Origin of the sequence: Haloferula helveola (genome assembly GCF_037076345.1) — a bacterium.
In the GTDB taxonomy this organism is placed as follows: Bacteria; Verrucomicrobiota; Verrucomicrobiia; order Verrucomicrobiales; family Akkermansiaceae; genus Haloferula; species Haloferula helveola.
The window spans coordinates 154,241-179,240 of sequence record NZ_AP024702.1 but is presented as its reverse complement, the minus strand read 5'-3'; the positions used below and the strand labels follow the sequence as shown (position 1 = coordinate 179,240).

Annotated in this window: 14 protein-coding genes; 11 read left to right on the top strand and 3 right to left on the bottom strand. The window is 62.1% G+C overall.

All coding sequences use genetic code 11. The features are described 5' to 3' along the window. Window positions 1–33: 33 nt before the first annotated feature. The 9 genes from HAHE_RS00555 (at window position 34) to HAHE_RS00515 (ending at window position 13,490) form a co-directional block, all read left to right on the top strand. Window positions 34–798, top strand: a complete 765-nt coding sequence (locus tag HAHE_RS00555) for an SDR family oxidoreductase (RefSeq protein WP_338690835.1) — start codon at window positions 34–36, stop codon at window positions 796–798. A 47-nt stretch (window positions 799–845) separates the two neighbouring features. Next, window positions 846–1,907, top strand: coding sequence for an L-rhamnose/proton symporter RhaT (locus tag HAHE_RS00550; protein WP_338687594.1), 1,062 nt, complete (start codon window positions 846–848; stop codon window positions 1,905–1,907). After that, on the top strand, window positions 1,904–2,953 hold the full coding sequence (locus HAHE_RS00545) for an aldose epimerase family protein (RefSeq protein ID WP_338687592.1): 1,050 nt from the start codon (window positions 1,904–1,906) through the stop codon (window positions 2,951–2,953). Before HAHE_RS00550 ends, HAHE_RS00545 begins: the two co-directional genes overlap by 4 nt. A gap of 35 nt (window positions 2,954–2,988) precedes the next feature. Then, on the top strand, window positions 2,989–3,732 hold the full coding sequence (locus HAHE_RS00540) for an AraC family transcriptional regulator (protein ID WP_338687591.1): 744 nt from the start codon (window positions 2,989–2,991) through the stop codon (window positions 3,730–3,732). A 91-nt stretch (window positions 3,733–3,823) separates the two neighbouring features. Next, window positions 3,824–6,991, top strand: a complete 3,168-nt coding sequence (locus HAHE_RS00535; protein ID WP_338687590.1) for a DUF1553 domain-containing protein — start codon at window positions 3,824–3,826, stop codon at window positions 6,989–6,991. Next, on the top strand, window positions 6,988–8,436 hold the full coding sequence (locus HAHE_RS00530; RefSeq protein ID WP_338687588.1) for a DUF1501 domain-containing protein: 1,449 nt from the start codon (window positions 6,988–6,990) through the stop codon (window positions 8,434–8,436). Before HAHE_RS00535 ends, HAHE_RS00530 begins: the two co-directional genes overlap by 4 nt. Window positions 8,437–8,501: 65 nt before the next feature. After that, window positions 8,502–10,160 carry a sulfatase gene (locus HAHE_RS00525; protein ID WP_338687586.1) on the top strand — a complete coding sequence of 553 codons (1,659 nt, stop codon included), beginning with the start codon at window positions 8,502–8,504 and terminating at the stop codon, window positions 10,158–10,160. 22 nt (window positions 10,161–10,182) lie between these two features. Further along, window positions 10,183–11,625: a sulfatase-like hydrolase/transferase gene (locus HAHE_RS00520; protein ID WP_338687584.1), complete on the top strand. Its 1,443-nt coding sequence runs from the start codon at window positions 10,183–10,185 to the stop codon at window positions 11,623–11,625. A gap of 32 nt (window positions 11,626–11,657) precedes the next feature. Further along, on the top strand, window positions 11,658–13,490 hold the full coding sequence (locus tag HAHE_RS00515; RefSeq protein WP_338687583.1) for a DUF5060 domain-containing protein: 1,833 nt from the start codon (window positions 11,658–11,660) through the stop codon (window positions 13,488–13,490). Window positions 13,491–13,586: 96 nt separating this feature from the next. Here HAHE_RS00515 and HAHE_RS00510 read toward each other — a convergent pair whose 3' ends face one another. Both HAHE_RS00510 and HAHE_RS00505 read right to left on the bottom strand, forming a co-directional pair. Then, window positions 13,587–15,965 carry a ThuA domain-containing protein gene (locus HAHE_RS00510; protein ID WP_338687582.1) on the bottom strand — a complete coding sequence of 793 codons (2,379 nt, stop codon included), beginning with the start codon at window positions 15,963–15,965 and terminating at the stop codon, window positions 13,587–13,589. Continuing rightward, complete coding sequence (locus HAHE_RS00505; protein WP_338687581.1) at window positions 15,962–17,530, bottom strand: cytochrome c; 1,569 nt, start codon at window positions 17,528–17,530, stop codon at window positions 15,962–15,964. The genes HAHE_RS00510 and HAHE_RS00505 overlap by 4 nt, the downstream gene beginning before the upstream one ends. Window positions 17,531–18,076: 546 nt before the next feature. Between HAHE_RS00505 and HAHE_RS00500 the strand changes: the two genes are divergently transcribed. After that, the gene (locus HAHE_RS00500) at window positions 18,077–21,856 is read left to right on the top strand and encodes a hypothetical protein (RefSeq protein WP_338687579.1); all 3,780 of its coding nucleotides are present in this window, start codon (window positions 18,077–18,079) and stop codon (window positions 21,854–21,856) included. A 42-nt stretch (window positions 21,857–21,898) separates the two neighbouring features. After that, window positions 21,899–22,594, top strand: a complete 696-nt coding sequence (locus HAHE_RS00495) for a hypothetical protein (RefSeq protein WP_338687578.1) — start codon at window positions 21,899–21,901, stop codon at window positions 22,592–22,594. A gap of 9 nt (window positions 22,595–22,603) precedes the next feature. Here HAHE_RS00495 and HAHE_RS00490 read toward each other — a convergent pair whose 3' ends face one another. After that, window positions 22,604–24,967, bottom strand: a complete 2,364-nt coding sequence (locus HAHE_RS00490; protein ID WP_338687577.1) for a right-handed parallel beta-helix repeat-containing protein — start codon at window positions 24,965–24,967, stop codon at window positions 22,604–22,606. Window positions 24,968–25,000: the final 33 nt, after the last annotated feature.

The window sequence follows — 25,000 nt, the reverse complement described above, 5'->3', positions numbered from 1 at the left end:
CGCCCGGGCACCTCTGTTCTCCAACCCATGAGCATTCTCGACCAGTTCTCGCTCGAAGGCAAAACAGCCCTGGTAACCGGCTGCAAACGTGGAATCGGAAAGGCGATTGCGGAAGGTCTGGCCGAAGCTGGAGCGGATATCATCGGCGTCTCTGCTTCGCTTGAAGAGGCCGGTAGCGAGGTCGAGCGATGCGTCACGGCGACAGGCCGTTCGTTCCGCGGGTATCGGTGCGATTTTTCCGACCGGGCGGAACTCTACCGGTTCATTGCCGATCTCAAGTCGGACGTTCCGGCAATCGACGTGCTCGTGAACAACGCCGGCACGATCCTGAGGAAACCCGCTGCGGAACATCCGGACGAGTATTGGGACCAGGTGATGGAGGTGAACCTGAACGCGCAGTTCGTGCTCAGTCGCGAACTTGGCAAAGATATGGTGGCCCGCGGTTCCGGCAAGATCATCTTCACGGCCTCCCTGCTTACCTTCCAAGGTGGCATCACCGTGCCTGGCTACGCCGCATCGAAGGGCGGCATCGGCCAGCTCACGATGGCGCTGGCCAACGAGTGGGCTGCGAAGGGGGTCAACGTCAATGCCATCGCACCCGGATACATCGCCACCGACAACACCGAGGCGCTGCGCGACGATCCGGTGCGAAGCGGGCAGATCCTGTCACGCATCCCGGCCGGTCGCTGGGGCGAACCCTCTGACTTCAAGGGGGCCGCGGTATTCCTCGCCTCCGCTGCCTCCGCCTACGTGCACGGGGCCACGCTCCTCGTCGATGGCGGCTGGATGGGCCGCTGAGCCCGCCAATTTTCCAAAACCCGAATCAACCGAACCCACCAAAATCCATGATCGAAGGCATAACTTGGGCGCTCGTCGCCGGACTCATGCTCGGGCTGTACGCCTTGCCCGGGAAATTCACGAAGGACTTCAAGGAAGAGAACACCTGGGGTCTGTTCTTCATGCTCACGATGTTCGTCGTGCCGTTGGTGGCAACCCTTCTGATCATGAAAGGAGCGGGGGAGATTTACGCCGCACCGGAAGTGAAGGCGGTATTGCCGAAGATGGTAGCGACAAGCGTGCTTTGGGGAATCGGAGTGATGATGTGGGGAAAAGCGATCCATCACATCGGGATGTCGCTCGGGTTCTCGATCTTCATCGGCACGGTGATCCTGGTCGGTTCCCTGCTGCCGTTCTTTGTCGACGGACTCCCGCCGCAGGGCGCGTTCGCGGCGATTCTGGTCGGCTTGCTTTTCGTGCTGGTCGGGATTGTCGCCAACGGCAAGGCCGGCATGGCGAGGGAGAACGATTCACCAAAGGGTGCTGACGACGGCAAGGGTTCGATGTCGGCTGGAATCATGATCGCGGTGTCCGGGGGCTTGCTGGCGACCGGCTTCAGTTTCGCCAATGCGGTAGGGCGGCCTCCTCTGCATGCGGCCAGCCAGGCACAGGGTAATCCGGAGTGGGTCACGGCGCTTGCGGTGATGCTGCCGATTTTTCTCAGCGGAGGGGTCATCATGGCCGGCTACTTCGCGTGGCAGCTGACCAGCAAGAAGGCTTGGCCGTCGTTCGGGACGCCGAGTTTCCTACGGAATCTCTCTTTGATCTTCATCATGGCGTTCTTCCACTATGCCGCTTCAGCCGTGTTCGCCTTCGCCGCGTTCAAGCTGGGGAGTGTCGGGAACACCGTCGGCTATGCGATCTTCAACACGGCATGTGTCGTGACGGCCATCGTCAGCGGGATCGTGGTCGGTGAGTGGGCCAAGGCATCGGGGCGGGCGAGACGTTTTCTCTACGCCGGACTGGGCTGCATGGTGATCGGTATCCTGATCATCTCGTATGGCAACAAGATGGCCGCCGGAGCCCCCGAAGGTGGCGAGCCCGTGGTCGTAGCGGAGGAAGCGCCATGAAAGTTGAACGGCAGCCGTTCGGCGAGGTAGGCGGGCGCGAGGTGGATCTCTTCACCCTTTCAAGTGGAAACGGACTTGTCGCCCGGATCACGAACTATGGCGGTATCCTGACCTCGCTGCGGGTGGCGGACCGCGACGGGCGACCGGGCGAGATCACTTGCGGCTTCGATTCGCTCGGGGAGTACTTCAGCGAGGCGTATCGCTCCAACTCACCCTACTTCGGTTGCGTCGTCGGCCGCTATGCCGGTCGCATCAAGGATGCCGCATTCGGGGTTGACGGCGTTCGTCATGAGGTCCCGGCCAACGATGGGGAGAACCACCTTCACGGCGGGATCGACTCGATCGACAAGCGCGTGTGGGAAGCCGAAACCTTCGAGGAACCGGGAAAGGTCGGTTTGCGTCTGACCATCACGAGCCCGGACGGCGACAACGGCTACCCGGGCAACCTGGAGATGTCGGTGACGTTCACCGTGACCGAGGAGAACGAACTCTCGATCGAGTATGGTGCGGTCACCGACCGTGCGACGCCGCTTTCGATGACCCATCACGCCTACTTCAATCTGAACGGCTTCGCCGACCGGATCCTTGATCACGAGGCGATGATCGATGCCGACCGTTTCCTTGTCCCCGATGGGTCGAACGTTCCCGTCGGTGACGAGTTCGAGGTTTCGGGCAGTGTCTGGGACTACAGCCGTCCGAAGCCGATTGGCGAGGTGTTCGCAGAGGAATCGAAGGGGTTCGAGCATTACTATGTCTTTCGGAAGAAGGCGGGCGAGTTCGGCAAGGTCGCCGAGTTCGTCGATGCCTCGAGCGCAAGGCGGATGGAGGTCCTGACGTCCGAGCCCGGGATGCTTTTCTACACCGGTTTCTATACCTCCGATGAGCTGCGCCGGAATGAAGGCATGCGATACGGTCAGTTCCGGGGCTTCTGCTGTGAAACATCCCGCTACCCGAACGGCCCGAACCTTGCGGATGCTCCGGACAGCGTGCTGCGGCCGGGCGACGCCTTTCGATCCCGCACCGTGTTTCGATTCGGAACCGTGTAGCCGCATCAGGGACCCTCGTCCTTTGCCGATTTTCAATGAACGCCTCGATCGCAGAAACCGACTTCGCCTGCAGGTATCCGATGGCGGCGAGGGTGTTCGAGTTGTTCGACTTCCTGCCGAACGCCTACTTCTATGCCAAGGACCGGGATCACCGCTATATCGGAGTCAGTGAGTCGGTGTTGCGTGAGGTCTTCGGACTGAAGGAGATGGGGGATCTGGTCGGAAAGACGGACCACGACTTCCAGCCACCTGCGCTCGCCGAGGCCTATCATGCCGAGGACCGGCGGGCGATGGAGACCCGGCAGCGGACCCCGAGTGAGGTTTGGCTGGTGCCCCAGGTGAAGGGGCCCGCACGATGGTACGTCTCGACCAAGATCCCGCTCATCGGAGACGACGACCGGATCGAGGGTATTGCCGGCGTCATGTACCGAATCGATACGCCCGAGGCCGAGCTCAGCCACTTCCAAGAGATGGTGCCGGTCATCCGGCACATCGAGGAACACTTCCGAGAGCCGGTAAACATGTCTTCGATGGCGGCCAAGGTCGGGCTGTCGTCCACCCAGTTCAACGTGCGATTCCGTGCCATCCTGCACATGTCGCCGACCGAGTTCCTGCTGACGGTCCGGCTGCAACACGTGCGCAGGGCATTGGTGGCCACGAAGAAGGCGATCACCCAGATCGCCATCGAGTGCGGCTTCTACGACCAGAGTCATCTTACACGGAAGTTTCGTCGGAGCTTCGGAATCACACCAGCCCAGTATCGCCGGCGCTTCCGCTGATCCGCGTCTGGCTCGAAGACCGTCAAAATATACACAAATTGTATCTCCAGTTGTCCAAAAGGTGAGACGAGAGCCAGCGTATCTTTTCCAGATGAACCTGAGATCCTCCATCGTCCTCGGATCCGTCCTGCTTGCAGGCGCGGTTTTTGCGGAGGAGCGTGTATCCTTCCAAAACGTGATCAAGCCGCTCCTGTCGGATCGCTGCTTCAAGTGTCACGGGCCGGATGCGAAGAACCAGAAGTCCGACTTCAGGCTGGATACCGAAGAGCATGCCCATGAGGACCTCGGCGGGTATTTCGGAATCGTTCCGGGAAATCTCCAAAAGAGCGAGCTGCACCATCTGATCCGATCGGAAGATGAGGATGAGATGATGCCGCCTCCCGACTCGAACCTGACGTTGAGTGACGCCGAGAAGGATCTGATCGACCGTTGGATTCTGCAGGGTGCGAAGTACGAGAAGCACTGGTCATTCGTGCCCGTGCCCGAGACCGTCCAGGTGCCCTCGGCCGGAGGCGGTTGGGCGCTCAACGAGATCGACCGGTTCGTCGCGCGCGGCCATTCGGACAGTGGGATGAAGCCCGCACCGGAGTCACCCCGGGCGAAGTGGTTGCGCCGGGTGAGCTTCGATCTTACGGGGCTGCCTCCGACACTGGAGGAGATCGACGCCTTCGAGTCCGACACTTCGGAGGATGCTTACGAGAAGGTTGCCGACAGGCTTCTGGCGACGGATGCCTATGCCGAGAGGATGACGGCCGAGTGGTTGGACGTGGCGCGGTATTCGGACTCCTACGGCTACCAGAGGGATCATGAGCGGCGCGTCTGGCCGTGGCGGGACTGGGTGCTCCGGGCTTTCCGCGACAACATGCCATACGGTCGCTTCATCACCGAGCAGGTTGCCGGCGATCTGATTCCCGGGGCGACTGACCAACAACGCCTCGCGACCACCTTCAGTCGGCTGCACGGGCATTGCATGGAAGGGGGAAGCGTTCTTGAGGAATACCGCTGCGAGTATGTCGCGGATCGGGTCGAAACCGTGGGCACCGCATTCCTCGGGCTCACGATGAATTGCACGCGGTGTCACGATCACAAGTATGACCCGTTGACGATGCGGGATTTCTATTCGCTCGGATCGTTCTTCGCGAATGTCGATGAGTCCGGACTGATCGCCTATTTCAGCGAGGCTGCTCCGACGCCCGCGATGCCATTGGCAACTCCGGAAGACAAGGCGGCCCTCGCCGCCGGGAAGGCGGCGGTCGAGGCTGCGGAAAGCGAGTTGCGGCAGATCGCCGGGGCTGCCGAGGCGGACTTCGTCGCATGGCTGTCGGATCCGGAGAGAGGCGGCGAGTCCGGAGGCCTTGAGGTCGCACTCGACTTCGAGTCCGTAGAAAAGATCGACGGAAGGCAAGGACGGCTTGTGAACGACGCCAATCCCGAGCATTCCGGAACGACGAAGCTGCTCAACCGGATTGTCGAGAATGGACGGAGCGGTCGCGCGATCTTGGTTACCGGTGACGATTCGGTTGAGGTGCATGATGTCGGAGCCTACGACCGGGATCAGCCGTGGTCGGCCGCGGTCTGGATCAAGCCGTCGGAGATTGCGCCGCGAGCCAATATCCTGAGCCGTGGCAAGGGTGCCGACGACTCGGCGTGCATGGGCTATGAGTTCCTTCTGAGCGATGGCAAGCCGACGGCTTCGCTTGCCCACTTCTGGCCGGGTGACGCCGTGAGGGTGCAGACGCGCGAGCCGGTGGAGGCGGGCAAGTGGGTCCATCTCGGCGTGACCTACGATGGATCCAGTAAGGCTTCCGGTCTCAGGATTTTCGTCAATGGCAGCGAGGCCGAGACCGTGGTCGTTCGGGACGGCCTGACGCGGAGCATCAACCAGTTCACCCGGGTCGGGAACGGCGACAAGCTGGGTTTGGTTCTCGGGGAACGCTTCAGGGACTCCGGCTTGCGGAACGGCCTGGTCGACGGCTTCCGCTTCTGGAGTCGGGAAGCCAGTTCGCTGGAGATCGCCGAAGCCTGCGTCGTGGGGACTCTGTCGGAGCTGCTCGCCAAGGCACCGGACGAACTCGATGAAGGGGAGCGGAGCCGCCTAAGGGAGCATTTCCTGCTCGCCGTTCATCCGTCGAGCCGGACGGCCCGACAGGCGCTTCAAGAGGAGCGGGCAGGGTGGAACAAGGTGATGGACTCCATTCCTGCGATCTCGGTAATGCGGGAAATGGAAACGCCACGGAAGGCCTATATCCTCGAACGCGGCGCTTACGACAGTCACGGAGAGGAAGTCAGCCCCGATACTCCCGGATTTCTTCCGCCGATGGCCCCGGATCTGCCGAAGAACCGTCTGGGTTTCGCCGGTTGGCTGACCGACCCGGGCAACCCGCTGACGAGTCGGGTTACGGTCAACCGCTACTGGCAGCTCGTTTTCGGCCGGGGCCTGGTGGCAACTTCGGAGGATTTCGGAGTGCAAGGGACGCCTCCGACCCATCCAGAGCTGCTGGACTGGCTGAGCCGGGACTTCATGGACCACGGATGGAACGTGAAGCGGTTGCTGCGGATGATGGTGCTCTCCGCCACCTATCGCCAGAGCACCGAGGCAACTCCGGAGATGCGACACAAGGATCCCGAGAATCTCTATCTTGCCCGGAGCCACACGACCCGTCTTGCGGCGGAGATGATCCGCGACAATGCTCTCGCGGTCAGCGGGCTCCTCGTGGACAAGTGGGGCGGACCGACGGCCAAGCCCTATCAGGTCGAGGTGTCCTTCAAGCCGGTGAAGCCGGACAAGGGCGACGGGCTCTACCGCCGGAGCGTCTATACCTGGTGGAAACGCAATGCCGCGGCCCCAGTGCTGACCACCTTCGGCGCACCCAAGCGGGACGTCTGCACGGTCAAGCGGGAGGTCACTACGTCACCTCTCCAATCCCTCATCCTGCTGAATGATCCCCAGTTTCTCGAAGCTTCGCGCGTCCTCGCGGCCGATCTTTGCAAACGCCACGGAGAAGATGGGCGAGGGCTCGTTGCCGAGGCTTTCAGGCGCTTGACGAGTCGTCCCCCCACCGAGGAAGAGGGCAAGGTCCTGCTCGATCTCTTCAAGCTCCAACTGGAGAGCTATGCCTCCGATTCCGACGCCGCGCTGAAGCTGCTGCAGGTCGGCGCAGCACCCCGGGAGGAGAACATTCCGCTTCCCCGCTTGGCGGCGGCCACCTTGGTCGTCAACGCCATCATGAACCTCGACGAGTCCCTGATCGAACGATGAAGACACCCCTTTGCACCGGACACGCCAGCCCTGTCGGATTGAGCAGACGGGACTTCCTGAACTCCACCGGAGTCGGCCTCGGCGGGATCGCATTGGCCCACATGATGGGCCGCGCCGAGGCGGCGGGTCTCGATGGTGGCGCTCTCGAGGGACTGCACTTTCCTGCGAAGGTGAAGCGGGTCATCTATCTGTTCCAGTCAGGCGGGCCGTCGCAGATGGACCTCTTCGATCACAAGCCGCGGCTTGAGAAGGAGCACGGTCAGGAGCTTCCGGCATCGGTCCGTATGGGACAGCGGCTGACCGGGATGTCGACGAATCAGGCGAGTTTCCCGTTGGTCGGATCGCCCTTCAAGTTCGCACGACACGGTGACAGCGGAGCCACGGTTTCGGAACTGCTGCCGCACACGGCAGGGGTGGTCGACGACCTCTGCTTCATCAAGTCGATGTACACCGAGGCCATCAACCATGGTCCCGGGGTGACAATGATGCAGACGGGATCCCAGTTTCCCGGAAGACCGTCGATCGGTTCGTGGCTTTCTTATGGTCTGGGCACGATGAACAGCAATCTGCCGGATTTCGTGGTCCTGACGACGCATGGCGCTGGCGGCCAGCCGCTGACGTCCCGCTATTGGGGCAGCGGATTCCTGCCCGGGAAACATGACGGAGTCCGGTTCGCGCCGAACAAGGACGCGGTGCTCTATCTCAACAGTCCCGAAGGGGTAAGCCGGGCCAACCGCCGGGCGGTGATCGAGCACATTAACCGCCTCCACCAGCTCCAGCTCGAGAAGACGGCGGATCCGTATCTGGAGACCCAGATCGCCCAATACGAGATGGCGTTCCGGATGCAGGCTTCGGTTCCGGAGGTGACCGACATTCATACCGAGTCGAAGGCGACTCTCGAGATGTATGGCGACGATGTGACGACACCCGGAACGTATGCCCACAACTGCCTGCTCGCCCGGCGTCTTGCCGAACGTGGCGTCCGCTTCATCCAGCTCTATCACAAGGATTGGGACGCCCATGCCTCTCTGCCCGGTGCGATCCGGAACCAGTGCCGGCTTACCGACCAGCCGTCGGCCGCTCTGATCAAGGACCTCAAGTCCCGGGGGATGCTGGAAGATACGCTCGTCATCTGGGGTGGGGAGTTCGGGCGGACCAACTACTGCCAGGGCAAACTGACTCCGAACGGATTCGGTCGCGACCATCACCCGCGCTGCTTCACGATGTGGATGGCGGGCGGTGGAGTAAAAGGCGGCCTTACCCATGGCGAGACCGATGACTACAGCTACAATATCGTGAAGGATGGAGTGCACGTGCATGACCTGCACGCGACCATTCTCCATCTGCTGGGGATCGATCACGAACGCCTGACCTTCAAATACCAAGGGCGGCATTTCCGACTGACCGATGTGCATGGCAAGCTGGTGAAGGGGCTCCTCGCCTGAATGGGCAACCTCCGGGGGATTTCTGCATGGAGCACCCTCGTCCACACATTCCCCGTCCGACTTTCATGACCCGTATCCCACGACTCCTGATTCTGTTGCTGGTGCCCGCGTTTGCGGACGAACGTCCGAACGTCCTGTTCATCATGTCGGACGACCACACCCGGCAGGCGATCAGCGCATATGGATCCCGGTTGGCGGAAATCGCGCCGACTCCGACGATTGACCGGTTGGCGAAGGAGGGGATCATGTTTGAAAACGCCTGCTGCACCAACGCCATCTGCACGCCATCGAGAGCCTGCATCATTACCGGGCAGTACAACCACACGAATGGCGTGTTCGATCTGGGTGGGCGGATCGAGCCGTCGAGGCAAACGCTCGCGATCGAAATGGGGAAGGCCGGCTACGAGACCGCCATGATCGGCAAGTGGCACCTGAAGGCCGAGCCGGCTGCCTTTGACTACTACTGCGTGCTCCCGGGACAGGGCAGCTACTTCAATCCCGAGTTCCGGGTGCGGGGTGAGAAGCCATGGCCTGGCAATGTCGAGTCCGCCGAAGGCCACTCGACCGACATCATCACCGACCGCACGCTGGCGTGGCTGAAGAGCAGGAAGCACAAGGATCGGCCCTTCTTCCTGATGCACCACTACAAGGCGCCGCACGACTATTTCGAGAACGCCCCTCGGTATAAGAGCTATCTCTCCGACACGGACATTCCCGCTCCGGATACGCTATGGGATTCGCATCCCGAGGGATTCGGGTCGATCGCGACCCGGGGTGCCGATGATGAGCTCATCCCGCACATCGGCACTTCGATCGGCCTGCGCAACCCCCGACGAAACTACGTCCTCGACCTTTCCCGATTGTATCCGGACGAGTTCCCGGAGAACTACGATCCTGCCGATCACAGCGAGCGGGAGAACAAGCGTCTGGCCTACAACGCCTACCTCCGGAAATACCTGCGATGCGTCCGGGGTATCGACGACAATCTTGCTCGACTCTTCGCCTATCTCGAGGAGAGCGGACAGATGGACAATACGGTGATTCTCTATACCGGCGACCAGGGATTCATGCTTGGAGAGCATGACTACCAGGACAAACGGTGGATGTTTGACGAGACCCAGCGAATGCCGTTCCTGGTCCGATATCCCAAGTCAATCAGGGCGGGGACGGTCAGCGACGCGATCGTGGAGAATGTGGATTTCGGACCAACCATGCTTGCGTTCGCAGGGATCGGAACGCCCGGGTCGATGCAGGGAAAGTCGTTCAAAGAAATCTGTGAAACGGGCGAGGAACCGGCCGGTTGGAAGCAGGAGGCGTACTACCGGTACTGGATGCACATGGCCCACCACGACAATCCCGGCCAGGTCGGAATCCGGACCAAGACCCACAAGCTGATCTTCTACTACGGGGCCGACTACAAGGGTGGCTATCGGACGCCACCGGGATGGGAGCTTTATGATCTGGCCAAGGATCCGGAGGAAACGGTGAACCGCTATGGCGATCCTGCCTACGCCGCGGTTGCCAGCGAGTTGAAGACAAGGCTGGCGGCCCTTCGGAAAAGGGTGGGAGACGATGGCTCGCATTACCCTGAAACGGAGGCTGTGCTGCGGGAGTTCTGGGGCGACAGCGAGGCCAACCGGGCCGAGGCCGTCGAGATCTCGCACGAATTTCTCAAGCTTCGCGAAGCCGAGCTGAAGAAGGCGGCCGAGAAGCGAAAGCGGTAGAGTCCGTCCGATCAAGATACCCATGAAACCCATCCTCTGCCTCGCTCTGTTCCTCTGTAGCGCTACCCTTCCGGTGCTCGCGAAGGACGACCGACCGAACATCATCGTCATCATGGCCGACGACATGGGCTATGCGGATGCCGGTTTCACCGGGGCCACCGACATCAAGACTCCGCATCTCGATGCGCTTGCTGCATCGGGTGTGGTGTTCCGCCAGGGTTACGTCACCCATCCATTTTGCGGACCGAGTCGGGCCGGGCTGCTGTCGGGCCGCTACCAGCATCGCTTCGGCTTCGAGACGAACCCGGCCTACGATGCGTCCAACCCCTACATGGGAATCGACCCTGCCGAGGTGCTTTTCCCCAAGCACCTTCAGGATGCCGGCTACCGCACCGGCGTGATCGGGAAGTGGCATCTGGGCTCGGCACCCGCGTTTCATCCGAACCACCGCGGATTCGACTACTTCTACGGATTTCTCGGCGGTGGACATGACTACATCAGCATCGATCTCCGGAAACCGGTGGCCGAGGGCTATCTCCAGGCGCTCGAGCGCAACGGAATGCCAGCCGCCTTCGATGGCTACCTGACCACTGCGCTGAGCGAAGACGCGGCAGGGTTCGTCAGGGACTCCGGCGACCGGCCTTTCTTCCTCTATCTGGCCTACAACGCACCCCACGCGCCTCTGCAGGCGCCGAAGGAGGCGATCGGGAAGTATGCACACATCGAAGACCGGAACCGGCGCATCTATGCCGCGATGGTGGATGTGATGGATGCCGGGATCGGGAAGGTGGTTTCGGCCCTCGAGGATGCCGGCCACCGCGATAACACGCTCATCTTCTTCCTGAGCGACAACGGTGGTCCTCAGGCAGGTCCCGACTCGCCATCGAAGGGGAACGGATCATCGAACAAGCCGTTCCGGGGTGGCAAGGGTGACGTCTACGACGGAGGCATCCACGTGCCGTTCATCGCCAGTTGGCCGGCGAGGATTCCTGCGGGATCATCCTTCGAACATCCGGTGATCGCCCTCGACATCGCGAAGACCGCTCTGGCCTGCGCGGGCACGGGCAGGGGTGTCGGGTCAGGACTCGAAGGCGTCGACCTGGTTCCGCACCTGACCGGCGAGACCGATTCGCCTCCGCATGACATGCTGTTCTGGAAAAACGGTCCACGCTGGGCGGTGCTCTCTTCGAAAGGCGACAAGCTGCTATCGCAAGGCAAAGGAAAGGCCGAACTCTACCGGCTTCCCGAGGATGTTTCCGAAAGCCGGAACCTCGCCCGGGAGGAAACGGAGCAGGCGGACCGTCTCAAGACGGATTGGATGGGATGGAATGAAGGGAACGTCCCGTGCCGTCTGATGCCTTACAAGGCCTACCACCGGGATCGGGATGCTTTCTTCCTCGAAGCGATTCCGGGCGATGCCACCAAGGCGGGCTACCGGCCCGGGAAGGTTTCGACCTTCAAGTGATCAAACTCCACCCGACCGATCCATCTCGCTCCATGAAATCCCAATCCCGCCGGAAGAGGACCGGTATGCTGGCACTGCTCGTTGCAGGAGTTTCCGCACACGCCACACCGCCGGAGATCGCCGGAGAACTCAAGCAGTGGCACAAGGTGACCCTCACCTTCGAGGGGCCGCAGTCGGCCGAGACCGCGACACCCAATCCGTTTGCCGACTATCGCTTCGAGGTTCGCTTCAAGAATGGAAACACCGAGATGCGGGTCCCCGGCTACTTCGCCGCGGATGGCGACAGCGCCAATACATCCGCGGAGGCGGGCAATCGGTGGCGGGTTCACTTTTCACCGCCGTTCACCGGCGAGTGGACTTGGAAAGCATCGCTTAGAAAAGGGCCGGGAGTCGCGGTCGAAGCAGGGCCGGATGCCGGAATGCCGGGCGGACACTTCGACGGCGACACCGGCAGTTTGACGATCGGAGCGAGCGACAAGCATTCACCCGACATGCGGGCGCTTGGACGTCTCGCCTACGTCGGTGACCGTTATCCCCGGACCTTGGGTGACGGAAGGGTCTTCCTGAAAACCGGCGTGGATGCCCCGGAGAACCTCCTCGCTTACGCCGATTTCGATGGCGATTTCGCCTCCGACGGAATCAAGGACAAGTTGATCAAGACGTGGCAGCCCCACGTTCGGGATTGGCGTCAAGGTGATCCGGTCTGGAGCGGGGGGAAGGGCAAGGGGCTGATCGGTGCGGTCAACTACCTTGCTGGCAAGGGGCTGAACTCGATCTCCTTTCTTACGATGAATATCGGAGGGGACGACGCGAATGTCTTCCCTTACAGGAGTCCGGACGAACTCGACCGGATCGACGTCTCGCGAATGGACCAGTGGGAAGTGGTCTTCGCCCACGCGACGGCCAAGGGGATGTTCCTGCACTTCAAGACCCAGGAGAGCGAGAACGAGACCTTGTTGGACAAAGGGGATACGGGACCGTTGCGCAAGCTGTACTACCGGGAACTGGTGGCCCGCTTTTCGCATCATCCCGCCCTCAACTGGAACATGGGTGAGGAAAACGGGAAGTGGAAGAATCCGGCTCACCGGAAGCTGGCCCAGACGACCGGGCAGAGGCTGGAGATGGGGCGATTCATCCAGCGCATCGATCCCTATGATCATCCGATCGTGATCCACAACGGGCAATGGTTCGACGACGTTTATGGCGACAATTCTCCGTACTGCGGGGCGTCGCTTCAGACATCGAAGCCTGACTTTTCCCAGGTTCACAAAGCGACGCTCAATATCTTGCGAAGTAGCGCGCGAAAAGGAAAGCAGTGGATGGTGGCCTGTGATGAACCGGGCGACGCCGAGCATTCCTTGCTGCCCGATGCGGAGGATCCGGACCACGACAATGCGCGGCAGGGTGCGCTATGGGGGAATCTCCTGGCGGGCGGATGGGGAGTCGAGTGGTACTTCGGCTACAAGCACCCGCATTCCGATCTGACCTGTCAGGATTTCCGGAGTCGGGACCGCATGTGGGACCAGTGCCGGCACGCCCGAGACTTCTTCCGCATGATAGACGTGCCATTGACGGAAATGACGAACGAGGACGGTTTGCTTGCTGGAGCGGACGGCTACTGCCTCGCGAAACGCGGCGAGGTGTATCTGATTCTCCTTCGCGACGGATCAAGCGAACCCAGCCTCGATCTGACGGACTCCGACGACCGACTCGATGTCCGCTGGTTTGATCCGCGGCACGGAGGTGGTCTGAAGAAAGGCTCGGTTGAAAGCGTCAGTGGCCCGGGAGCGCAGTTGCTGGGCAAGCCACCGGGTTCAGCGGAAAAGGACTGGGTTGTGATCGTGCGGCACAACATCGATCCCTAATGGCTGCGAGGGTAGGACCGTCGTTCCCTACCCTTGTTGCCCTCTAGCTCCAAGAGACATCGGGAGATGGCTAACGTGGCGGCTGTCTGATCGGGATCAGCGGTGCGGTGTCGCGTTTGCGGCCTCTCCCGAGGGTGCCGATTCGGCGGCCAGATCACCGGCGGCAAACTGGATGCCGTCGAGGAGATGTTTGAGGATGCGTCCGTCCCAGAAGGTCGAGGCGTTGTGGCCGAAGTTGGTGTAGAAGATCCGGCCCTTGCCGAGTTGATGGATCCACGAGACCGGGTGGTGCCCGTCGGTTGTCGCGAACTGGCGGACGTTCGGATAGAGGTCGGGCGATGTGCTGTTCTCCGGTTCCCGCATGTCGAGGCTGACGAGCGTGCTGGAGCGCGATTCCGAGAAACTACCAGGCTGGTAGTAGTAGATTTCGTCGCGGTGCCGGAAGCCCAAGCCGCCGAAGGCGCTGTTGATCGGGTGTCCGGGTTCGTCGAGTTTGAACGCCCACGTTCCCTTCGGTGACCAAGGGTGACACTTGAACACGCCGCCCATGACGCCGATTCCTTCCTTCCATTCGCGGCAGCTGTCCGACGCGGCGTGGATGCCGACGACTCCTCCGCCGCGCTTGAGGTAGTCGAGCAATGCTGCCCGACCTTGCTCGCCGAGCGTGACGTCGTAACTGGTGGTATTGTTGAAAATGACAACGTCGAATTTGGAGAGGTTCTCCGGAGTGAAGTCGGCCGGGTCGTCGCTGAGCGTGACACGGTAGGCACCGGTAGAGTCCGCCATCCGTTCGAGGGCATGGTTGCCCGTGGCGATGCTGACGTGGGGATACTGACAGCGCCAGAAGAGGAGGGCCTCGGCGGGTTCGTCCGTCGTGACGGTTGCCTTTCGCGGTACCGCTTCCTCGATCCGCTGCTTGTCCGCCGGGGTCGGCGCAAAGATGCCGGTCAGGAGTTCGCGTTTCTCCGGCCACGGGAGTTTTGGCCAGTTGTTCGGAGGCCGGGGCGGGCTCATCACGCTGGGAGCGGGCGGCTCCGGAATGCGGTTGAGCGTGTAGTAGGCGGCGGGGTGCCAGAGGCTGCGACCTTCGGCAGAACGAAGCCCGGCGCAATCGAGCAGATGCACGTGCCCTTGAACCAGTCCGCGGACTTCCAATGTCAGAGTCTTGCCGTGGTCCGAGACGATGGCCCGGACGACTTCCGGGACGGTCTTGTCGACCTCGGGGCTGCCGTAGCTAGACTGGTAGATGTAGGTCCACGATTCCATCTTGTAGCTCGACAGGTCGGTCGCGGTTTCCGGGTCGAGAGCCTCGGTGAATTTCAACTCGAAGCCATTGTGGAGGGCCTTCATTCGGGTCGCCTCAAAGGGAGTCCGACCTGTCCATCGGATCCGTTCGAGACTGAAGCCGCGGGTGCCGCGCGAGCCCCAACCGCGATTGGTCCCACCCACGAACATGGTCCCGTCGGCTGCCATTTTGCCCGGCACGATTCCGCACTGGAAGTCCTTCAGAAAGTGCCACGCGGCTCCTTGGTAAACCCCGTCGACCTGCTCGGTGAAAACCCGCTGGATCTGGGAGTGGCTCTGTTCGCCGATGAACAGCGAGTCGGCGAAGGGTCCGAACTTTCCGCCGCTGTCGTCGAGGACGATCGCGGTCGGTGATGCACCCATCCTGCCGTGCGGCAGGATGACGGCAGGGGGAACCAGTGTCGGACTGCGCTTCAACTCGTCAGTGATCCGGCTTTCATTGACCGGGGTCGGGGGTGCATCGAGGCCGGGGATCCGGTCGTAGTGATGGAGACTGCTCGGCATGCCTTGAAAGGATCCCGGTTTCAGGTGCCGCAGGGAGGACGAGCCGTTCCATGTTCCCTGATTGTCGGTGCAGAATGCGTCGCCCTTGGCGTTGAATCCGAGCCCTCCCGGGGATCGCAAGCCCGAAGCCATCGGGAGTGTGGTTCCGTCGGGTTTCACCATGACGGCCCAACCGCGCCACTTGGATTTTCCTCCGAGCTCGCAGAGCGCAACCCAGACGTTGCCGTCGTGATCGGGATTGGAGCCGAAGGCGAACTGGTGGTAGTCTCCGTCGAATCCCCAGTCCTGGCTGATGACTTCGAAGCGGTCCGCCTCGCCGTCACCGTCGCGATCCTGGAGGCGGCTCAGATCCGTGCGCTGGGTGACATACAGCCATCCATCCTTCCAGAACATCCCGAAGGAGCTTTCCAGTCCGTAGGCGAAGCGGGTCCATCGGACTTTCGACAGGTCATCGGCAAAGGCACCTTCGGCAATCCAGATCTCGCCACGCCTTGTGGAAATGGCGAGACGTTGGTCGGGAAGCAGTGCGATGCTGCCGACCTCCGGCACGCTGTCGCCGGGTAGCGGAATCGACTCCCGGGTGTAGAACTCCTCGGCTGCCGGAAGCGGGACAATCAGCGCTGCCGCTGCGAGGAAGATGAGTTTCGAAATGGCGGGGAGGGTCATGGCTGGATCCAGCGGTATTCAATCGTGAAGCGGGAGGTCTCTGCTGGCAGCTTCAGCGGAAACATCAGTGTGCCGCCATGGAGTGCCGGAGGCACAGGGCCATCGATCCGGATCTCAAGTCCGTCCCCGAGGGTGAAACGGTTGGGTGCTTCCGTCGCCGTCGTACCGGTGGCGAGCCGCAGCCAAGGTGGGGGATCGGACTTGTCCGCCGGTGGGGTGACTTCGATTCGACGCTCAAGCGCCGGAGCTGTCGGGCTCTGGATTGTTTGGTCGACGAATCCATAGCCGAACGCCTCGTAGCGGAACGTCGGCCGGTTCGAATCGTCGAGGTCGTAGCCGACGAATCGGAAAGAGCCGTCCAGAAACGCTGCAGGCCACGCGTCGTCCGGGTTGGCGAGCAGTGTGACGGACGGGCCATTGAACAGGGTGACGATGTTCTCACCGGCCGGCGGTTCCTCACCGGCGCCGCGCATCGTCCAGTGGCGGCCCGCATTCATGAACTTGCCGGTCCAGACCCGTTCGAGTGCGGCCGTGGACGCGCTGAACGCGTAATTTACTCCACCTGCCAGACCGATTCCGATCGCGCGCGGGCTGACACCTTTGATGGTATTGCGATAGAGGGCGGCCTTGCCGTTCTCCGGAGACAACAGGATGTCCGGATACTCCTGGGCACCTGAGCCGCGTGTCACATCGGTAAACGCATGTTCGCCGCCAAGGCCGCCTCCGGCGCGCGAGAGAGCGATGCCTCCTCCGGGTTCATGCTGGGCGTACTCAAGGCGGAACCGGTTCATGCCCTTGTTCACCTTGAGCCGGACAACGGTCGTCCGAAAGTCATCGGCTTGGCCTTTGAGATGGGCGGCCTCGCGACCGTTGACCGTCAACCGGGCCTCGCCGACCGATGACAGCCAGAAGAGGTTGTCGAACTCGTCGGGAGACTCGAATTCTCCTTCCCAAACGACGGCGAAGTCTTCGCTCCTTCCGCCGGCGTGGCGCAGGCTGATCAGCCCCGGTTCCTTTTCCTCCGAGACCGGATCGAGTTCGGCGAAGTCGGGGAGGGTTTTCCAGCGTCCCTCGAATACTTTCGCAACCACGTTGCGGGCACTCCAGCGGTGTGCCTTGTCCGTAAAGGGAAGGGGATAGCGCCCGAGGATCTCGGAGGCCCGCCACGGTTTGCTGCGAGACGACGTCTCCGCGCGGATCGAGGCGACGAATGCTTCGTTGACCGCTTTCTCGCGGTTGCCCCAGTTCGAGCGGACGAACGTTGAGATCGAAGCGATCTGCGCATCGTTGAGCACGGCACCTTGGGGTGGCATCAGCAGGTTGTATGGTTTGCCCGAGACCGGGATCGGCCCCTCGAGTCCATGGAGGATCACCGCGGTCATCCGTGCTCCGTCGCCTTGGACCCAGTTGCTTCGGGCCAGCGGGGGAAAGGGCTGCCCGGCCGCTCCCTTGCCGTCAGCTCCGTGGCATGCGGAGCAATAGGTGGTGTAGAGTTCCTTGCCGGACGGCTCTGCCGCCGCGGAGGGCAGAATCGGGACGAGTAGCAGGGGCAGGACGCGGGTCATGGGTTCTGGCGTTCGGTCACGGACTTCGGAAGAGGGAAGCGTCGCCGTAGGCGCTCCTACTGCCGGTATCCGCGGAATTGACCTTTGCCGGACCGACTCAGGTTTGCGGTCGCCGCGATGGGTTGGGGCCGGCCAGGAAACCCAAAACCTGGCCGGCCCCTCGGTCGGTCGAAACGCGACCGGACTCTTCAACGCGGCACGGCTCCGATGGAGATGCGCCGATTCCGTAGTTCGCCCTAATGCTACGGAGCTTCTAGTGGTAGTAGGGGTTGATCGATAACGCGGGTCGACCGCGTCGGTAAGGAAAGTCTCATCCCGTACTGCCGCTGGATCGCGAATCTGGACGCGAATTCGGCGGGCCGTTGCAGTCGACGTTCGAAAGAAGGGTTTCCTGAGCAAGTGGGTCCGCTCATCCGTCCGGGCTGACAAAAAAAGTTGGCGAACATCCGGTCAAATCCCGACCCGGGCAGCAGTGATGTAACTGCAATGTATTTTGCGCCTTTTGCCAAAGGGGCTGCCCGTCCCCTGAAAACCCACTGCCCGTTTATGAATCGATCGGAAACCGTCCGTCGGCCGCATGGTCGTCCGGCCAAAAGCTCTCCTGCGGGATTCGCGCTGGTGATCACCGTCAGCCTGATGGTGCTGCTGTCGCTGCTTGCCGTCGGATTGCTCAGTCTCTCCACCGTCTCGCTCAGAGGCAGTCGCGCCCTCGGTGCCCAGGCGGAAGCCCGCTCGAATGCGCGGATGGCGCTCGTGATGGCCATTGGTGAGCTTCAGCGTGCCGCCGGTCCCGACCAGAAGATCACCGCGCCGGCCGGCATTCTTGCCGGCAATGGTGCGCAACCGCCGCACTACACGGGGGCTTGGGAAGCCCGGGGAAATCCGCGCGATTCGAATGCCTCCGACGGTCTCGGCCGGACACCCGGTTACGAGAGCTCCGCCTCGTTCGACCGTTGGCTGGTTTCGAACAGCAACTGGGAAGCGACCCGCGGCGAGAACTTCGCCGCGGCGGCAAACATCCAGGATCCGGTCAGGATCATCGATGACGGGACGGTCGGTGACAATCCGGAGGACGAGGTCGTTGCCGGTGGAATCGCGGTGGAGGGAAAGCAGGCCGATCAGCGCGGGCGGCTCGCGTGGTGGGTCGGGGAGAATGCGACGAAGGCCTCGGTGCGCGTGCGCGACGAGTCGATCCGGGATCGTGAGCCGACCCGTGCGGAGGCGCTGGCTTCGGCGGCCACGCCCGGGCCGTACGGGCTTGAGGCTCTCTCGGAACTTTCGGTTGAGGCGAACACCACCGATACCGACAAGGTGGTGAGTATTGAAGAGGCCGCTCTGCTCCCGACCCGTGATGGAGGCCTGATTCCCGCCGACGTTCTCGCGTCGCACTACCATGATCTGACCTCCGACGCCTCGTCCCTCCTCGTCAACGTGACCCAGGGTGGTCTCAGGAAGGATCTGAGTCTTTTCTTCGAGGGGGATCCCGAAGAGGGCAGTTGGGAAGGGAGCATCAAGAGTGGTGATGCTCCGGTCGGGCCGTACGGCGAAACCGCATTGAGTCCCCACAACGAATTCGACACCGGTGATTGGAAGCAGCTTCGCCAGCACTACGCGCTTCACAAGTTCCGCCGTTCGGACAGGGACGGGCTGCTTACCGGAACGATGGGTGATACCCTCAGGGCGGTCGACGACTACAATCCGCCGAGCCGTTTCCGTGCGCCTTATCCGAGCTGGAACTACCAGCGGACGCGGGTCAGTCCGGTGATCCTGCGTTTCGCCTTCGTGCTCTCGCTTGGAGTGGAGGACGCCAGCCGGGGTCGGGTGTCGGCCGACAAACTGAACCAGATCTCCCCGAAGACACGGACCTATGATCCGGAGCTCAACAAGTACATGGTCACCTTCCACGCCTATCCGGTGGCCGCCTTGTGGAATCCCTACAACCTCCCGATGGAGTGCCCGGGTTTCTCAATCGGGAGCATGGGGATGTCGATCGAGAACACCGTGACCATCGGCGGCAAGAGTCTCGACTATCAGTGGATCAACCACAACTACTCGACCGAAGGTGGCCAATGGCACGTTACCGGAATGACCGTGGACAACTCGTTCACCCTGGCACCGGGTGAGGTGAAGATGTTCTTCGGCTCGAAGGAAGTCCACCGTGACCAGGCCCAGTCGTACGCGAGAGGCAGTGTGGTCCGGAGCCTGCGCGACGTCTCGTTCGACGCCTCTCCGCTGGGAGGGGACTTCGGGGCGGGTGTCGTCAAAAACGGCGTGATGCCGAACACCTTCAATCCGGGTGACGGGAACTTCCCGGGCGACAAGCTGCTTTACGGCTTCTTCGCCAACCGCACTGACCAGATCCGTCTTTCGACCAACATCTTCACCCCCCAGGGTTCCCGTGCCGCCGGCCCCCGGGAAGACTTCAACGGCCTCATTTACTACGGCACCTATTCCTCATTCGACGTCCGGATGATCAGCCGATCCTTCGGCGGCGGCAACGGTTGGCGCTATCCGGCGTTGTGGTGGATCAACTGGGGCGGCGACCGCGCGAAGGCGTCCCAGGCGTCCAAGTGGTCGGGGAAAGTCGGCTGGCGCAATGACGATGAGAATCCGGTGAGGCTCAATCAGCCGATCAACGCCTTCTTCAATGTCGCGGACCTTGTCGGTGGCCGGCGCCAGCCGTTCATGGTGGTCGATCTGCGGCTGAAGTCGACCGAGGCGGACGACGACCAGCGGAACCCGAACGTCACGTGGCTGCACAACATTCCTGCCCACGGCTACGCGGGTTGCTCGGGCCAAGGAACGCCGGGTGTGCAGGTTTCCGGAGCGGGCAACGTGGTAACCGCCGCCCACTCGAATCCCTACACGATGCACTACGCGCCGGTCCAGTCGGCGGGTGCCGCGTGGAACGAGCTTCAGTTGGACTCGATCGACGGAGAGGTGCGGCCGTTCATGGGCAACAGCTACTATCCGGGCGGCCAGCACAAGGCTGTGGCCATGGAAATGCCGCTGGTGCCACTGCAGTCGATCGCCCAGTTGCAGCATGTGCCGCAGGTTCCGATCGATGCCACGCGGTGGTCGGGCCTCGGTATGCAGAACTACGCCATCGCCAATTCGTTCGCCAGCCCCCACCTGCCGAGTGACCAGATCACCTCGGAAGGGTGGCTCGTGTGGTTGGACAACCGGGTCGACAACGCCGATAGCCGGTCCAATCAGGAAGCGGATCTCGACGGCAAGAAGTGGTATGTGACGGTCAACGGAACGGGCCCGCCATCCGAGCACTTCAAGCCGACGCGACATCTCGACCGGAGCTACGTCGCGAACTCCCTGCTGTGGGATGACTTCTTCTTCTCCGGCCTGACCGAATACACCGGCGACTTCTATGCGAGGGCCGGGGGGCAGCGTCGGCGTCTCGATGACGTCGTGGACGGATTCTTTGGCGACGGTGAAACGCTCCCGAATTCCCGGCACCGGCCGAGTCTCGGTGGCAGGACTGCGGACGAGGTGTCCAGCGATGTGCTGAAGGCCGGTGGCTACCGCAGGGCCGCCGCCTACATCACAGTGGATGGCGGCTTCAACGTGAACTCCGTTTCGAAGCAGGCCTGGAAGGCTTTCCTCGCCAGCAATCTGCGGAAGAACCAGGTGGCCTTCGATTCACGCGGCCGGCTCAGGACCGAGGTCGAGAAGTCGGATCTCGAGGAGTACGTGATCAGCCGCTGCACGCTTGCGAATGGCGAGTCGTTCGAAGTCGGGGAGTCGTCCGGCGAGAAGTGGCTCGGTTACCGGGTCGTTTCCGAGGAGGACCTCGATGATCTTGCCGAAAAGATGGTCGAGGAAGTGAAGGAACGCGGCCCGTTCCGTTCGATCGGCGAGTTCGTCAACCGACGCCTCGAACCCGGTGGCGGTGATCTCTCGCTGCGGGGCGCGTTGCAGGCCGCGCTCGACCGCTCATCCGTCAATGCGGATCTGGCAAGCGACACGATCCGCTCGTCGGAGATCTTCGGGACCGACTATGCCAACGAATCCGCGGCCTTGCTTTCGCGCCACGCCGGCAGCCCGGAGTATGTGATGCAAGGCGATCTGCTCCAGTCGATCGGGCCACTCGTTCAGGTGCGCTCGGATACCTTTACGGTTCGCGCTTACGGCGAGTCGTCTGACGGTTCCGCCCAAGCGTGGTGCGAGGCGACCGTGCAACGGGTCGCCGACTGGGTCGACCCGGGTGACGATCCGGCCGGGGAGTTCGTGGACCTGACGGATGTCAGCCAGTCCTTCGGTCGTCGTCTGGAAATCGTCGCCTTCCGCTGGCTCACGCCGTCGGAAGTGTAAGTGAGAGTTTCGCACGACCAAGCTTCCGCAACTCTTACGATCATGACTCTTCCCGACCGCATCATTCGAACGCTCTCCGCTGTTCCGCTGGGAGCTTTGCTCGCGATGGGCTGGCTGACCGCGCAGGAATCGCCATCCGCCACCTACAGGATCACCTCGTTCGGGACAGGAGAGGCCGCCGAACACCGCTACTCGAACACGCCGGGAGGTGATGCGGTGGAGGTTTTCCGGGCCCATGTGAGCAATCCGGTGAAGGCGAAACTGCGCGAGGGCGAGTTTCTTGATTTCTTCGAAGAGGGTGGCGAGGAGCCCGTGTTTTCACTGAGTGTTCCGGCAGGGAACCGCAGCGATCTTCTCGTGCTTCTGATCGAGGAGGAAGGAAAGGTGAAGCCGGTGCTGCTTGATCTGAAGGAGCTGCGCCTCGAGCCGGGCGGGCAGTTCGTCTACAACCTGCTGTCGGTTCCCGTCGCGGTCCAATGTGGTGAGAAATCCCGACCGGTCTTCGTTCGCCCGGGCAAGTCCGCGAGCATCCCTCCGCCGAAGGAGGACAAGGTGGTCCAGTCGGTCTTTTACGAGGGATCCGAAGGCAAGCCGGTCGAGTTCAGCAGCAGTCTCTATTTCAAGGACGAGGGCGCGCGACACCTGCTCTTCTGCCACGGCAAGGCGGGCGACAAGCGTCCGAAGCTGACTCCTGTGGCGATCTATCAGCAGCAGGAGGAGAAGAACGATGGTCGCTGAGGCCGGCCGTCACCTGAGATAGGAGGGCGTCGGGTAACGGGCGTTGACCTTCTCGGGTTGATATCTCCCGCCACGGTCTTTCTCGAATTTCTCGTAGGTGGCCGAGCGATACGTCGTTCGGTCAGGAACGCTGGTCCGGAATGAGTCCTTGCGGAGGCCGATCCTGTCGAAGGGTATCGGCGCGAAACCTTCCATGGGCGAGAAGCCCGCGGCGAACCTGAAGTCGAGTGCTTCAATATCGCGGAAGGCATCGAGCGTGATCGGGTGGGGGAGTTCGAACACCCCTTCCTTCGGAAGGTCGGCGAAGGTGCCTGTCCGTTTGTCTTCCATGCCGCGGACCGTTCCGTCGCCGCCGTGGATGTGGAACGGTTCGCGGCAGCCGGAGGCGTAGTTGCGTTCGACGCAGCACAGCGTCTGCGCGAAAGGATTCGAGCGGATGAATCGCCGTAGTTCGGGGTACTGGTCCTGCCACGGGCTGCGGTTCCATGCGTCCTCGCCGATCCGGCTTTCGAGGTTATGGAGGAAGTCTCCTTTGTCGCCTTTCGGCAGGTCGCGGCCGAAGCGTGCGAGGTCGTCCCACTCCCGGCTGACACCGGCCTCGGTGATCGGCCGCTTGAGGGTCCACCAGAACACCGGTGCTTCCAGTGAGATGTTGTTCTGCAGCGTGTTCGCCGGTCCGTGGAACTGGGCGGCGCAGCGGCCGGCCCGGTAGAAGACATTTCCGAAGATCTTCAGTCCGGCGCCGCCATCGTCGTTGCGGAACGGACAGACCGGGTGGCCCCCGGGTTCGAGCAAGTGGTGGACAAAGTTGTAGCGCAGCACGTTGCCCATCGTGTGCCACTGGGCTCCGGTGTAGGCCACGTTGAAGTCGCCCATCTCGTAACCGATGTTGAAGAACTCGTTGTACTCCATCAGGAGGTCCGCCGTCTTGAACGAGACCGCGCCGTTCATGTCGTGCAGCAGGTTGTGCGCGAAACGGAGGCCGACGCCGTCCAGTCCGACCACGCCGTAGCCCCGGAGCCGGCAATCATGGATCCGGTTGTTGGTGGCGAAGTGATAGCAGCGCTCGAGGGACTTGAAATCGCCGCCGCGGATCGAGAACGCGCTGAACAGGTCGTGAAAGTCGCATCCGGTGATTCCGTTCCGGGTGCCGCCTTCGATGCGGACTCCCCGGCCGAGACCGTTGCGGATCGTCGAAGCCGCGATGAGATTCTGATGGCCTCCGTCAATCGTGATGGCGACATCCCCGGTATTTTCGAAGGTGAGGTCTCTGAGTGTGAGATGGCTCGTATTCCGAAGTGCCACAAGCGGTGGGCCTTCTGGAATCGTGACGCGGGACTTCGAGGGGTCAAAGCCGGGTGTCGGCCAGACGATCAAGCGTCCGCCCTTCTCGTCGAAGTACCATTCTCCGGGTTGGTCGAGTTCGGCGAGAACGTTCACCAACCGGACGCGGCGGGGCATCGACTTGATGTGGTCTTCAACGCAGTAGCGGGTATGGCGGAGCAGCTGGACGGTGCCATCCTCGATTCGTCCCACCGGTTCGCGCTGGAAATACCAATCGTTGTGCGGATAGCCCTCGACCCACATGCGGCCGGTCCGGAGGAATTCATCGTTCACCGCGGTTGAGAGAGTCTCCCGGAACCGGAAGCGACCTCCGGTTGGATTCTCGCGGCTGTACTCCGGCGGTTTCTTGCCGGGCGGGAGGTGACGGGTCGCCGGTCCGGGGTCGAGGATCTCGCCGATGTGGTGGTAGCCGGTGTTCGGCCAGCGGGCGACGCCGAGCATGTGGCCGTCCATCGAGATGAAACGGCTCTTTCCATCCGTGGAGCGAAGATCGTCGCCGGCTTTGCCGGTCACCACGATCGACCAAAGTTTTCCCCGTGCATCAGGGTGGAGTTGCGGGTCGAGTTCGGCTGAGTCCGCCTTTTGGAAATCTGTTGAATCGAGCAGGGTGCCGCCGCTCAAGATCACCTTGGAGCGATCGGCTCCACGCCAGACGATCGGCGCCTCTCTTGTTCCCGAATCCTCCGGTCCAAAGGTAAGTGACTTCGAAAGCCGATAGATCCCGGGGCCGATACGGACTTCGATCCCGCCTGAAGGAAGCTTGCCGTGGTGAAGTCGGACCGCGTCACGCGCCGCGTCGAGACTTCTCAAGGGCGCGTCAGCCGTGCCGGGATTGCTGTCCTTCCCGCTTTCCGCCGACACGTGAATCACTTTGCCCGGCGCGACCAGCGGGGTCATCGAACCGCGAACGAAACGGGAACTGTAGCCCGGCTTGGCGTAATCGGCATCCTCGAGCCGTTGTGCCAATGAGGTCGAAGGGAGCAGGGAACCAATCAGGGCAATGGAGAAGTGGATACGGGCAACAAACATGGATGGAATCGCGCCTACACGGGTTTGCATGGC